13 protein-coding genes are annotated in these 12,449 nt (G+C 58.1%); 5 read left to right on the plus strand and 8 right to left on the minus strand.

The window, feature by feature from the left end:
- Positions 1 to 14 precede the first annotated feature (14 nt).
- Positions 15 to 2,474 (minus strand): penicillin acylase family protein, encoded by a 2,460-nt coding sequence (locus tag ABVT35_RS13670; protein ID WP_368467135.1) that lies wholly within the window; start codon positions 2,472 to 2,474, stop codon positions 15 to 17.
- Positions 2,475 to 2,538: 64 nt separating this feature from the next.
- Here ABVT35_RS13670 and ABVT35_RS13675 point away from each other — a divergent pair, with 64 nt between their 5' ends.
- Positions 2,539 to 3,408 (plus strand): NAD(P)-dependent oxidoreductase, encoded by an 870-nt coding sequence (locus tag ABVT35_RS13675; protein WP_368467136.1) that lies wholly within the window; start codon positions 2,539 to 2,541, stop codon positions 3,406 to 3,408.
- A gap of 1 nt (position 3,409) precedes the next feature.
- Positions 3,410 to 4,123 (plus strand): DNA alkylation repair protein, encoded by a 714-nt coding sequence (locus tag ABVT35_RS13680; protein WP_368467137.1) that lies wholly within the window; start codon positions 3,410 to 3,412, stop codon positions 4,121 to 4,123.
- Positions 4,124 to 4,137: 14 nt separating this feature from the next.
- Here ABVT35_RS13680 and ABVT35_RS13685 read toward each other — a convergent pair whose 3' ends face one another.
- The 3 genes from ABVT35_RS13685 to ABVT35_RS13695 all read right to left on the minus strand — a co-directional run bounded on the left by ABVT35_RS13685 (position 4,138) and on the right by ABVT35_RS13695 (position 6,076).
- On the minus strand, positions 4,138 to 4,629 hold the full coding sequence (locus ABVT35_RS13685; protein WP_368467138.1) for an Lrp/AsnC family transcriptional regulator: 492 nt from the start codon (positions 4,627 to 4,629) through the stop codon (positions 4,138 to 4,140).
- Between the two features lie 204 nt (positions 4,630 to 4,833).
- Positions 4,834 to 5,451: a uracil-DNA glycosylase family protein gene (locus tag ABVT35_RS13690; protein WP_368467139.1), complete on the minus strand. Its 618-nt coding sequence runs from the start codon at positions 5,449 to 5,451 to the stop codon at positions 4,834 to 4,836.
- A gap of 13 nt (positions 5,452 to 5,464) precedes the next feature.
- Positions 5,465 to 6,076: a glutathione S-transferase gene (locus ABVT35_RS13695; protein ID WP_368467140.1), complete on the minus strand. Its 612-nt coding sequence runs from the start codon at positions 6,074 to 6,076 to the stop codon at positions 5,465 to 5,467.
- A gap of 147 nt (positions 6,077 to 6,223) precedes the next feature.
- On the opposite strand from ABVT35_RS13695, the gene ABVT35_RS13700 reads away from it, so the two are divergent.
- Both ABVT35_RS13700 and ABVT35_RS13705 read left to right on the plus strand, forming a co-directional pair.
- Entirely contained in the window at positions 6,224 to 7,756 is a 1,533-nt protein-coding gene (locus ABVT35_RS13700; protein ID WP_368467141.1) for a sensor histidine kinase, read from the plus strand.
- Between the two features lie 92 nt (positions 7,757 to 7,848).
- The gene (locus tag ABVT35_RS13705) at positions 7,849 to 8,667 is read left to right on the plus strand and encodes a sulfite exporter TauE/SafE family protein (RefSeq protein WP_368467142.1); all 819 of its coding nucleotides are present in this window, start codon (positions 7,849 to 7,851) and stop codon (positions 8,665 to 8,667) included.
- A gap of 17 nt (positions 8,668 to 8,684) precedes the next feature.
- Here the strand turns inward: ABVT35_RS13705 and ABVT35_RS13710 are convergent, their stop codons facing one another.
- Genes ABVT35_RS13710 through ABVT35_RS13720 form a run of 3 tightly spaced genes read right to left on the minus strand, consistent with a single transcriptional unit; the run spans position 8,685 to position 10,445 of the window.
- The gene (locus ABVT35_RS13710; RefSeq protein ID WP_368467143.1) at positions 8,685 to 9,389 is read right to left on the minus strand and encodes a TIGR02281 family clan AA aspartic protease; all 705 of its coding nucleotides are present in this window, start codon (positions 9,387 to 9,389) and stop codon (positions 8,685 to 8,687) included.
- 2 nt (positions 9,390 to 9,391) lie between these two features.
- Positions 9,392 to 9,622: a DUF1289 domain-containing protein gene (locus tag ABVT35_RS13715; RefSeq protein ID WP_368467144.1), complete on the minus strand. Its 231-nt coding sequence runs from the start codon at positions 9,620 to 9,622 to the stop codon at positions 9,392 to 9,394.
- Positions 9,623 to 9,668: 46 nt separating this feature from the next.
- Complete coding sequence (locus tag ABVT35_RS13720; RefSeq protein ID WP_368467145.1) at positions 9,669 to 10,445, minus strand: adenosylcobinamide-GDP ribazoletransferase; 777 nt, start codon at positions 10,443 to 10,445, stop codon at positions 9,669 to 9,671.
- 113 nt (positions 10,446 to 10,558) lie between these two features.
- On the opposite strand from ABVT35_RS13720, the gene cobT reads away from it, so the two are divergent.
- Entirely contained in the window at positions 10,559 to 11,575 is a 1,017-nt protein-coding gene (gene cobT / locus ABVT35_RS13725; protein WP_368467146.1) for a nicotinate-nucleotide--dimethylbenzimidazole phosphoribosyltransferase, read from the plus strand.
- 12 nt (positions 11,576 to 11,587) lie between these two features.
- On the opposite strand, the gene ABVT35_RS13730 is transcribed toward cobT, so the two are convergent.
- Positions 11,588 to 12,403, minus strand: a complete 816-nt coding sequence (locus ABVT35_RS13730) for an extensin family protein (RefSeq protein WP_368467147.1) — start codon at positions 12,401 to 12,403, stop codon at positions 11,588 to 11,590.
- Positions 12,404 to 12,449 lie beyond the last annotated feature (46 nt).

The raw sequence follows: 12,449 nt of genomic DNA on the forward strand, positions 1-12,449 counted from the left end.
GATCGAATTGTAAATCAGGGTGTCAGTTGCCATGTGCCGACGACGTTCGGCTGATAGACCGCCGGATCTGTCGGAATGGTGATGGATTCGACATTGGACCACGGCACGGCAAAATCCCTGTAATGCCTGGAAAAGGGATTTCCCGACTGCCCGGTCGTCTGGATATAAGTCGATTTGTCGAGATCGGTGAAGTCGTAGATGCCGCGGAAACTGGAACCGCTCTTGTTGATAAAGGGCTCAGCCGCATCGTTCAGCGGCGTTCGCCCGCGATCAAGCGTGAAGGGGCCGCCGGGGCTTTCCACCTTGACGTCGAATATCGCATTCAGGAACGGCACGCGTGAGAACGGCGAATGCGCACCGGCCGATTTGTGCGCCGCACCCCAGCTCCACTTCTCCCGGTTGTCGCCGTAACGCCGCTGGAGATCCGCGATCGCCCTGTCCAGGCTTTCGGCCAGTATATCGGCGCAGCTTTCCCCACCCTGCGTACTCCGGTCGTCACACCAGTCACGCTGTGCTTTACCGTCCAGCACGGCCTCCACCACGTTGACCCGCGCCTTGAACCACGCATCGAAGGCCGGCCCGAGGTCATCGCTGTAAATGCCGATCATGCTCTCGCGGAACCAGGCCATGAACATCAGCGGCGCGCGGCTGTCGCGCACCATTTTGTAGTCAAATGCCTTGAGCGTCGCGAGCGCTTGCTTATCGACGCCCTCCTTGTCCTCGATCAGGGCAATCATCTTCGGCCCGACCGAAGCAAAGGCCTGCGACAGGACATCGGCCTGCGCGTCGCGTGTCATCTGCACAGTCTGCGGTGTCCGGTTGTCGACAATGAGCTGATTGACCCGCTCCTGACGCCACGGCTCGTCCCAGTCCAGCGTCAGAAAATACGGATAGTCCGGCCCGACCATTTTCGTATTGGCTGTCCCGATGGCCCCGATGGCGGGATTGTTCTGGCGCGGCAGCCCCTCGAATGGAATGAACCCCGTCCAGTCATAGACCGCATCCCAGCCCGGAACCGGAGCGCGTCCCATGATGGTGTTGTCGGGGTTGCGGATGGGCACGCGCCCAGGCGCGATGAGTCCAATATTGCCGGACGTGTCGGCAATCACCATTGACTGCATCGGCGTCACATAGTTCCGCATCGCCTCCTGAAAGCCTTCGACCGTTGTCTGGTTCAACACCTTGATGCCCGCGTCCAGCGTCAGATCGTCCGGCGAGAGTGCGACCCATTGCAGGGCCGCCACCGTGTTTTCGGGCAGATAGGTGCCGATATCGAGATAGCTTGCCGGCAGCACCGGTCCGTGCCGCGTCCAGCGCCTGGTGAATTTCCGCTCCTCGCCGCCGCGGATCCTGATGGTTTCTTCCTTGCTGCCGAAAGTCTTCCAGCCGTCGGGTGCCAGATATTCATCGGCGTTGTCCGGATTGATCTTCTCGACAAAGATGTCCTGCACATCGGACCCGGTATTGGTGAAACCCCAGGCCAGATGGTCACTGCGCCCCAGAAGTACAAGCGGCGAACCCGGTGTGGTGGCGCCGACATAATTGCGGTCACCGTCAGAACCCTCAACCTTCAGATGCGCCAGATACCACAGGGAAGGCGCTGAGAGGGACAGATGCGGATCGTTCGCCAGGATCGGTTTGCCGGTTTCGGTTCGGGAACCTGAAACCACCCAGTTGTTAGACGCGCCCTTGTTGTTCTGGTCACCGGGCGGCAGCAAGAATGCATCCCGGTTTCCGCCTGTCGCCGATATCTGCAGCGGCCCGGTGTTAAGCTCCAGCAACGCCGTCAGATCCGGGAGCGCCGGAGGGTTCTCGCCAGGCAGCATCGGCATCAACTCGTCAATGTCCTGAGGGGAAAATCCAAGGCGGGCAAAGGAAAGGCGCTTGACCTCTTCGGACGCATTTTTGGCGAGTGTGACCGACATCATCCGCAGGGCCGATAGCGTGTGTGCGGGCTCCCAGGGCTCCGGCGTGTGATTCAGGATCACAAATTCAGGTGGCAGCTTCGAAGCGAATGTGCGGCCCCCTCGCGACATCCACGCATTGATGCCGTCCGAATAGGCGTCCACCGCCCGTTTCGCATCGTCGGGCAGCAATTCGTAAGACGCCTTCGATGCCTCGTAAAAGCCCATCGAGCGAAGCCAGATATCGCTGTCGACCGTCTGCTCGCCAAACAGCTCGGACAGACGGCCCTGCGCCGCGATCCGCACGACCTCCATCTGCCAGAGCCGATCCTGCGCGTGGGCAAAGCCGAGCCCGGCAAAGACATCCTCAACCGACGACCCGGTGATATGGGGAACGCCGTTTTCATCACGGGCAATCGTGACGACATCGCTCAGGCCGTCGATTTTCATCGTGCCCGACGCCGGCGGCAATGAGCGCGCCAACCACAGATATCCGGCTCCGGCGGCGATGATTATCAAGGGAACAGCCACAAAAATAAAACGGACTAGGGCTTTGATGATCCGTCGCATTGATCTATTCCCTCCTAAAATACATCTGAAACAAACAGCAGCACTTTGCAGAAGGGCGTTTGATATGGCAACAGTCGCATTTATCGGACTTGGGGTTATGGGCTACCCAATGGCCGGACACCTGAGGACCCGTGGCGGTCATGACGTGTGTGTCTATAACCGCACCGGTGCCAAAGCGGAAAAATGGGTGGCAGAATTTGGCGGAAAAGCCGCAAAAACCCCGGCTGAAGCGGCACAAGGGGCCGAATTTGTATTTGCATGTGTCGGCAATGATGAGGATCTGCGCAGCGTGACGACCGGACCTGACGGGGCCTTCCATGCAATGAAGCAAGGCGCAGTATTCATCGACAACACCACCGCGTCAGCCGAAGTTGCCCGCGAGTTGCACGCCGCTGCGCAAGAAAAGGGATTCGGTTTTCTCGACGCGCCGGTATCGGGCGGTCAGGCGGGAGCCGAAAACGGCGTTCTGACCGTGATGGTTGGCGGCAACAGTGATACATTCGAGGCGGCCAAGCCGGTGATCGATTGCTACGCAAAGATGGTCGGCCTGATGGGTGACGTCGGCAGCGGCCAGCTTACCAAGATGGTCAACCAGATCTGCATCGCTGGCCTTGTGCAGGGGCTTGCGGAAGGTATCCATTTCGGCAAGGCGGCCGGCCTCGACATTGAAAAGGTCATCGAGGTCATCTCCAAGGGCGCGGCCGGATCGTGGCAGATGGAAAACCGCTACAAAACCATGAATGACGGACACTACGAACATGGTTTCGCCGTCGACTGGATGCGCAAGGACCTTGCTATCCTGCTCGATGAAGCGCGCTCCAACGGCGCCAGCCTGCCGGTCACCGCGCTTGTCGACCAATTCTACCGCGATATCCAGAAGATGGGCGGAAGCCGCTGGGATACGTCCTCTCTGCTTGCTCGCCTGGAACGCTAGCATGGCGATATCGGAGCCGTCGCCGGACTGGAACTGCGACGACGTCGTGCGCTGGTTGCGTGCGCACGGCTCCGACGAAGATGTCGCTGGGATGGCGCGTTTTGGCATCGATACGGAACTTGCGCTCGGCATTCGCAATGCCGAACTGCGTCCCCTCGCCCGCAAGATCAAACGCAACCACGACCGTGCGTTGGCGCTCTGGAAAACGGGCATCCGCGAAGCAAGGCTTGTTGCCTGTTTTTCCGATGAACCGAAGAAGGTAACGGCAAAACAGGCGTGGCTGTGGGCTGACGATTTCAATTCCTGGGAGATTGTCGATCATGCCACCGGGCTGTTTGTCGAAGCCAAACTGCATGATGAACTCATCGAACATTTTGTTCGAGATGAGCGCGAGTTCGTCCGGCGCGCAGGCTTCGCCATGATGGCCTGGGGCGCGGTTCATCTGAAAAAGGAGCCGGACAGTGTTATGGAGGGCTGGCTTCCGCTGATCGAGCGCCACAGCAAAGACGAACGCAATTTCGTCAGGAAAGCCGTCAATTGGGCTCTGCGGCAAATCGGCAAACGCTCAATGGCTCTTCACACCCCAGCGCTCGCGCTTGCCCGCAAGCTGGAAGCAAGCGAAGACAAGACCGCCCGCTGGATCGGCCGCGATGCGGTTCGGGAACTGGACAGCCAGAAGATACGGGACAGGCTCACGGCCAGGGCACAGCAATAGACATTGCTGATGGCTTACGCGGGCTCAGACGACCGGCTGCCTTCCAGAACCATATAGTCGAGCGGCAGTTCCGTCGTATATTTGATCTGCTCCATCGCGAATGACGAGGACACGTCGCGGATTTCGATCTTCTGTATAAGCCGCTGGTAAAAGGCATCATAAGCGGCGATGTCGGGAACGACCACACGCAGAAGGTAATCGACCTCACCGCTCATGCGATAAAATTCGACGACTTCCGGAAACTGGGTGATCACCTCGGAAAACCGCAACAGCCATTCGTGAGAGTGGGAATTGGTTCGGATGGCGACAAAGACAGTCACGCTGGCATTGATCTTGGTCTGATCGAGCAGCGCGACCCGCTTGCGAATGACGCCCTCTTCTTCCAGCTTCTGGATTCGCCGCCAGCAGGGTGTCGTGGACAATCCCACCTTCTTGGCGATATCTGCCACAGCGAGGGTTGAATCCTCCTGCAACAGGCGGAGTATTTTTCGGTCAAGCCGGTCCATTCCCGGTCTCCTGATCTTGCGCCGCTGAAACAAAGACATCAGTTTCCGGCGCGCCTGTTGAATTCATGGCCGGCAATTATCAGTCCGGCACGAATTCATGTTTTCCGTACTCTCTAAATCGCATCAATTTTCAGAAAATCAATCCCCAATTTGAAAATTCATAGAATTTTTTTCCAAATTTTGCGATTGATGGGCCGTAAGTGACTATTTTCTAAGTGCCGCATGTATATCGCGGCGCAGCACAGGCAACAGTTCCGCTTCAAACCAAGGGTTCTTTTTCAGCCATGCATTGTTGCGCCATGATGGATGCGGAAGCGCATAAACCATCGGCCGGGTTCCGGCTTCGCGAATGGTCCGCCAATTGGCAACGGTCGCCGTCAGTGATTTCTCTCGCCGCTTTCCAAGGTGATAAGCGTGCGCATATTGACCAATCACCAGCACAAGGCTGGTCTGCGGCAGCGCATCTATAACCCTGTCGCGCCAGACCTCCCGGCATTCGCGTCTCGGAGGCAGGTCGCCTCCTTTCGCATCAAGCCCCGGAAAACAAAATCCCATCGGGACAATGGCAATTTTTTCTTCGTTGTAGAAAACATCGCGGTCTATTCCCATCCAGTCGCGAAGCCGGTCTCCGGATGGGTCGTTGAATGGAATGCCTGACGCGTGAACGCGGGTTCCCGGCGCCTGGCCGGCAATCAGGATGCTGGCTGAAGCCGACGCAACGCAGACCGGCCGCGGCTCATGCGGCAACCGCTGCCCGTATCTGGGCTCGTCCCTGCAAACCCTGCACAATTTGATCTGTTGCAGCAGCGCGTCAAGCGTCATTTATCGATCTTCCTCAGGCGGCCGCACTCGGCCGGGATGATACCGCTTCATACCATCGCATCAGGTTCTCAAGGTGTACCGGCCGCTCGATACGCGCCGGTTTCAACATATCGATGCCCATCATCGCTGTAATATCGGCGATGGTATAGCGCTCCCCGGCAATGAACTCACGTGACTTCAGTTCCTCATCAAGAAATTCCATTGCTTTCAATGCCTTGGGCCGATTTGCTTCACCAAATTCCGGATTTTGCGGAACTTCCCAATCCTTCATGGCCGGATGGGTATGGCGAAACGCCTGGGCGACGAAATACACAAAATTAAGCTCCGCCCTGCGGTTCCACATTTCCACCGTCGCCCTGTCCAGCGCGTCGATGCCCATCAACGGCGGATCAGGATGAAGCTCCTCGAAGTAGCGGCAAATTGCAACGGTTTCAGTCAAAACCGTACCGTCATCGAGCTGCAGAACCGGAAGGCGCTGAAAAGGATTTAGCGCAGTTACCTCTCCGGACCGATGCCCCATTGCCGTCATGTCGATAGCCTTCATCGGCACTTCGATGCCCTTTTCCGCCAGGAAAATACGTACACGGCGCGGATTCGGCGCCCTTCCACCATCATAAAGCAGCAAATTATGTCTCCTTGATTCCACAGGGATTTCAATCCCGGCGCCAAACCGTTTCGTATCGCCTATGAGTAGCAATTCCCGGACTGCTTGGAAGGGTCTTTTTAATCATTCGAGCCTATTGTCCAAACAAACGGAAATGCTCGAGTTGGTATGAGTTCGGTAAAAAGTAGCGCAGACAAGAATATTGTCGACCGGTCACGCGTACGCCGCAACCCTGAAATGGCGCGTGCGGTGAAGGCAACGCGCGACCGTTTGCAGACGGATGGGAAGCGCAGCGCCCAATACGACCGCGAACTCATGGCGATCTATGTCAGTTCCGCCGTTCAGGGCGCGGCTGCCATGCCTGTGCTTGTCCTGTTGACCGCGGCCGTCAGCATAGCTTTTTTCCATAGTCAGAACGTTATCACCTGGATGGTCGCAACGCTGCTCGGCTACGCGGCCATGGCCTATATCGCCAAACGTGCGTCCCATCACAAGCTGACTTTCGAGTCCGCAAAACGGCTGGAAAAGCAGTTTATTGCTGTTCACGCTCTGACGGGTTTCGGCTGGGCGATCTTCGCTTTCCAACCCTGCGCGCTTTGCACCGGAATGGACTACGCGTTCTTCAAGGGCGTTGTGCTTTTGGTGGCGATGGCTGTGACCGCCATGTCCAGTTTCACGCTACGCCGGCTGCCGCTCCTGGCATTCTCAACACCGATCATCGTGTTTTATCTGGCGGGCTCACCACCAAGCAGTCCGTTCCAGATTTCCATTCTGGCGATGCTGATTGCAACGCTCGTGTTCTTCGTGTTCGTGTCCGGGCGTCTCTACAGCGCCAACCTGATCATGCTGTCGGTTCAGGCGGAAAAGGACTGGCTGATCACCGAACTTGAAATGGCCAATTCCACATCCGACGAAGCGAGAAGGCGCGCCGAAGAAGCCAATCTCGCCAAGTCGCGCTTCCTTGCCTCGATGAGCCACGAGTTGCGCACGCCGCTCAACGCAATCCTTGGGTTCTCCGAGGTCATGAAGAATGAAGTACTCGGACCGCTCGAAAACGATACCTACCGGGAGTATGTTTCCGACATCTACCGCTCGGGCGATCACCTGCTGCATCTGATCAACGAAATCCTCGACCTCTCGCGCATCGAAGCCGGGCGCTACGCGCTTAACGAGGAGCCGGTCAGCATGCGCAATATCGCCGAAGACTGCATTGCCATGGTTGAGATGAAGGCGCAGAACAAGGATATCAACATCGTCTCACAGTTTGAGCGGGTGCTGCCGCTTGTCTGGGCCGATGAGCGTTCCATACGCCAGGTTATCCTCAATCTGCTTTCCAATGCCGTTAAATTTACGCCGCCAAAAGGCACTGTGACACTCAAGGTCGGCTGGACAGCCGGCGGCGGCCAGTACGTCTCTATCAAGGATGACGGGCCGGGAATTCCCGAAGATGAAATTCCTGTTGTCCTTTCGGCTTTTGGACAGGGATCGATCGCCATTAAAAGTGCAGAACAGGGAACCGGCCTCGGTCTTCCGATCGTCCAAGCGATCCTGGCCGAGCACGGCGGCGAATTCGTCCTGAAATCGAAGCTGCGCGAAGGTACGGAGGCAACCGCCGTCCTGCCGCGCAATCGCGTCCTCGTCGATGCGCCCAGCATCGAAACACCGGATCCGGCAAAACAGAAACGGCGCTCATTCGCCTGATTCTATTCGGTGTAAACTGCACTGGCATTTCAATTTTCTTGACAGCACTCAGACCCGCATGACACACGAGGCGCGCGGTCAGGGGGCAATCAATGGTACCGATTCAAGAACTCTTTTGGTTTATAACTGTGCTGGCAATTGCCGGCGCCGTTGCCGGCTTTCTCGCCGGCATGTTCGGTATCGGCGGTGGCGCGATACTCGTGCCCGTGCTTTATCAGGCATTCACGCTTCTCGACACGTCCGATCAGGTCCGTATGCATCTGTCGGTGGGAACATCCCTGGCGGTCATTGTCCCAACATCTATCAGCTCATTTCGCGCCCATTACAAGCGAAAGGCCCCCGACATGGCCCTGCTGAAAAGCTGGGTCATCGTCGTTCCGCTCGGGGTGATCGTCGCGTCGATCATTGTCGCGGAGGCTTCAAGTTCGGTTCTGCGGGGCGTGTTCGCCGTCATAGCGGTGCTGGTCGGCATTCGCATGATCTTAAACCGCGACAGCTGGCGTCTCGCCGACGACCTGCCAAAAAATCCGCTGCGCGCAATCTGCGGATTCGTAATCGGGCTTTTGTCAGCCCTGATGGGTGTCGGCGGCGGTGTTTTGAACAACACCTTCATGACCTCCTTTGGCCGTCCGGTTCATCAGGCTGTGGCGACATCATCGGGACTGGGCATTCTGATTTCCTGGCCCGGCCTCATCGGCTACATCTGGGCCGGCTGGGGCAATCCCGACCTGCCGATTTACTCGACCGGCTATGTCAACTGGATTGCGGTCGTACTGACGATACCGATCACGCTGCTCATGGCTCCGCTCGGCGCCAACGCCGCCCATGCCCTGAACAGGCGGCAGCTGGAAACTGCCTTTGGCGTGTTCATGATTGTTGTCGCAGGCCGTTTCTTCTGGAGCTTGATCTAAAGAGTTTCCCGTCGATCTCAATCGCGCAGAACCAATTCGTCCCTGCTCATATGGAAGGACGAAAGCGTCTCAATAAAGCTCATGCCCAAAAGGCTCTCGGCCAGCTTGCCGCGTTCCAGCACACCGGCGCGCACATTGTGCCTCGTGATATCGCCGACGGAGACTTCCGGAAGTGTCACGGGTGCGGCCATCGCCCGCCCGTTGGCTGTGACAACCGGTTGTATGAACCGCAGGCTTTCGACATCCAGCCCGATGCGCTCCGCATCGCGAAACGACAAAGCAATGGTACTGGCGCCGGTGTCGACCATCATGCTTACGGATTGTCCGTTGATATCGGCCCTTGCCTGAAAATGCCCGCCAAGTCCTTTCGTCAGGACAACCTCCGGCCTTCCGTCATCCGATACCCGGCTGATCGGCGCGCCAGGCAACAGCCCGCCCGCGAGCCGCGTTCCGATCTCCTGCAGCTCGAACCGGTAGACATAGACAGTGCACAGAACCAATATCGCCATAAGCCAGATAATGGCATTGCGCGCCATTTCTCCGAGCCTCTGGCCGGAGCCGACAACCGCAGCAGCGACGACTGCACCCCATACGCCGAGATACAGCGCACTGGCGAATGTGTCGTTGGGAAGTCCGAACGTCTCACCTGAATTGTGGTTGATCAGCAGCATCAGCAGTCCGAAGCCGATAATGCCAAAGATAATCCACAATGTACGTCCCACAATCAGCTCCCGGCGCGCTCGCGCGCCATTTTTTTCCTGCGGGTTTCGCGGCGCGGTTTGCGTTCTATCGTTTCCAGCCTCGCCGGCAGCGCCTCCATAACCTCGCGCCGTTGACCCGACGTAAAGTCCAGCCAACCGGCGATTTCATCGCCGGTGCGCCCGCAGCCGAAACAATAGCCGGTATTCATGTCAATTGAACAGACAAGGATGCAGGGTGATTCCACGTTAGTCATCTTTCGCCATGGCAAGAACCGTTCCGTACGCCTGCATATTGGACCGCTACACCCAAAGGGCAAGTCCCAAAAGCGAAGCGATCTCACAAATCTGCTGCGTTGCGCCGATCGTATCGCCTGTATGCCCACCTATCTTGCTGCCAGCTATACGCGAAAATCCTGAACAGACTATGGCAGCCAGCACAAGCATGGATATTGCCCCCGCAATACCTGAGGCAGGCAGACCAAGGACAAAGGCAATCGCGGCGCCGGTAAGGGCCGCAAAAACCATCGCATCGCCGTCCGGCCTGCCCGCAGATGCGGCAACGCCATCGGGTTTGGCGGCGGGTAGAATGTGCCAGTGCCAGACCATGGCGGCTCTGCTTGTTGCCGCAACCGCAATCAACGCCAGGGCGGATGATGCCGCATCCGTGCCAGAAGCAATTGCCGCCAGTCCCGCCACGCGCAGCAACGCCGACATGATAAGCGCAAGTCCGCCATAGGCACCGATTGTGCTGTCCTTCATGATCGACAAAACGCTGTCGCGGTCCCGTCCGCCCCAAAAACCGTCTGCACAGTCGGCCAGACCGTCTTCGTGCAACGCGCCGGTTGTCAGCATCTGGCAAAGCACCGCCAGCGCCGCTGCAAACAATGGAGCAAGCCCTAGCGCAAGAAGCACAAAAAAGGCAATCGCCGCAGGCAATGCGACGACAATTCCGGCCAGAGCATAGGCGCGGGACGATTGGGCCGCGGGAGCCGTCTCGTCCGAAAAATAGCGGTCCGGAACCGGCAACCGGCTTAAAAATGCCACTGCACGCGCTGTGTCACCGATAATCTCGTTCACTGTGTTCCCCAAACGTCACAAATCGCCGGTGCGGCGATGGCAAAAAGGCGTATTTGCAAATATCACCAATTAGCCTATTGCGGGAGCGCATTTGAAACACAAGGACAATATTGATGTCGACAACGGGCCTTCCATTTGATGATTTTCGTGAATTGCTTGCCAATCTGCCGGGTCCCGATGAGGAGGCGGTACGGGCGGTCCGTGAGCGTGACCGGTTCCTGACGAAACCGCCCGGCGCACTGGGCAGACTTGAGAACATTGCCGAATGGCTGGCCGCATGGACCGGCCGCCCTCCGGCGGTTACGCGCCCGCTTGTCGCCGTTTTTGCCGGCAATCACGGTGTCACGAAACAGGGCGTCTCCCCCTTCCCGTCTGAAGTAACCGCACAGATGGTGGCCAATTTCGCCGCCGGCGGCGCCGCCATAAACCAAATCTGCATCGCCAATGATCTCGGCCTCAAGGTGTTCGACCTCGCATTGGAAATGCCGACGGGTGACATTACGGAAGAAGCTGCGCTCGATGAGCGGGCCTGCGCTGCAACCATGGCCTTCGGCATGGAATCGATCGCCGGCGGAACCGACCTTCTTTGCATCGGCGAAATGGGCATCGGCAACACGACTATTGCTGCGGCGATATTCCACGCCCTCTACGGCGGAAGCGCCGAAGACTGGACAGGCCCCGGCACAGGCGCGCAAGGCGAAGGCCTGCAACGCAAGATCGCCGCTGTCGAAAAAGCAGTGGCGCTGCACAGATCGCATCTGGGTGACCCGCTTGAAGTCCTGCGCCGTCTCGGCGGCCGCGAAATTGCCGCCATGGCCGGCGCAATTCTTGCCGCTCGAATGGAGAAGATCCCGGTTATCGTCGACGGATATGTGGCGACGGCTGCCGCTGCGGTGCTCCACGCCGCCAATGAAACGGCGCTCGATCACTGCCTGATCGGCCACGTATCGGCTGAACCCGGTCACATTCGGGCGATCGAAAAACTCGGCAAGGTCCCCTTGCTGTCACTCGGCATGCGCCTTGGTGAAGGCACCGGTGCAGCGCTCGCTGCTGGCATAGTAAAAGCGGCCGCACAGTGTCATACCGGCATGGCGACTTTTGAACAGGCCGGCGTCAGCGACAAGGACTAACGCGCGTCCCGACTATTTGCAGTAGCGGTAGCCGCGTCGCCGCTTGGCAAGGTCAAAATGGTAGTGGTCGCTGTGAAAATCGTCACTGCCGGGGCCAAGCACCGTGGTAAAGAATTGACAGCCGGAATCCCTCAGGGCTTTCAGGAAAAGCTGCTCGGGGCTGCCGGTTTTCGGCCGCGAAGCCACATCGACAACAGTTCCGTCCGAAAGGTGAAACCGCCCGAGATCAACGGCTTTACCCTTGGCATGCTCCGACAATTTTGTACCGGTCAGTGAATTGCGCGTTCTGCAGACATAGGACGCATATTGGTCGATCTGTTTCAGTTCGGATCCGAATTGCTGTCTGGCTTCCGGAACCGCGGCCTTTGCTGTCCAGTTGGCCAGAGCTTCAGCGGCATCACAACCAAGCACCGTGCGCCCGGACAATTTAACCCCATCCGGCAATCCTGAGACCCTGACGGGATGCCGAATGCCGCAGCCGCCCTCACCAGCCACCTGCTTGACTGGCGAAAAGCGGACACCCATCGCGCTTAGCCGAGCACGGCAAGCGGCCTCCTCGTCCGGGAACTCCGACAGCTTCGCAATCTGTTGGGTCTTTTCGGGTGCTTTGGTGACAGACGGGCGTGGCTTGGGAACAGGCAATGCCGCCTTCCCGGCAGGCGATTCATCCGGCTTGACCGTATTCTTTGCCTCGTCCGGCGTCTTTACCTGAGCAGGCCGTGACTTCGGTACCGGCACGCTCGAAGCGCCGACCACCCCGGGAAGCGCGACAACAAACATCGGCAAAATAAGAAACAAAGCGCGCCGCGCGAACTGAGACCGGATCATAAAACTTCGATACCACGCAGGGTCATCCATGTGAATGCCGGCTAGT

It is taken from the genome of Hoeflea sp. TYP-13, assembly GCF_040932035.1.
Classification (GTDB): domain Bacteria; phylum Pseudomonadota; class Alphaproteobacteria; order Rhizobiales; family Rhizobiaceae; genus Hoeflea_A.

Coding starts and splice junctions, on each gene's coding strand:
- ABVT35_RS13670 (WP_368467135.1), bottom strand. CDS start 2,474: ATGCGACGGATCATCAAAGCCCTAGTCCGTTTTATTTTTGTGGCTGTT.
- ABVT35_RS13675 (WP_368467136.1), top strand. CDS start 2,539: ATGGCAACAGTCGCATTTATCGGACTTGGGGTTATGGGCTACCCAATG.
- ABVT35_RS13680 (WP_368467137.1), top strand. CDS start 3,410: ATGGCGATATCGGAGCCGTCGCCGGACTGGAACTGCGACGACGTCGTG.
- ABVT35_RS13685 (WP_368467138.1), bottom strand. CDS start 4,629: ATGGACCGGCTTGACCGAAAAATACTCCGCCTGTTGCAGGAGGATTCA.
- ABVT35_RS13690 (WP_368467139.1), bottom strand. CDS start 5,451: ATGACGCTTGACGCGCTGCTGCAACAGATCAAATTGTGCAGGGTTTGC.
- ABVT35_RS13700 (WP_368467141.1), top strand. CDS start 6,224: ATGAGTTCGGTAAAAAGTAGCGCAGACAAGAATATTGTCGACCGGTCA.
- ABVT35_RS13705 (WP_368467142.1), top strand. CDS start 7,849: ATGGTACCGATTCAAGAACTCTTTTGGTTTATAACTGTGCTGGCAATT.
- ABVT35_RS13715 (WP_368467144.1), bottom strand. CDS start 9,622: ATGACTAACGTGGAATCACCCTGCATCCTTGTCTGTTCAATTGACATG.
- cobT (WP_368467146.1), top strand. CDS start 10,559: ATGTCGACAACGGGCCTTCCATTTGATGATTTTCGTGAATTGCTTGCC.
- ABVT35_RS13730 (WP_368467147.1), bottom strand. CDS start 12,403: ATGATCCGGTCTCAGTTCGCGCGGCGCGCTTTGTTTCTTATTTTGCCG.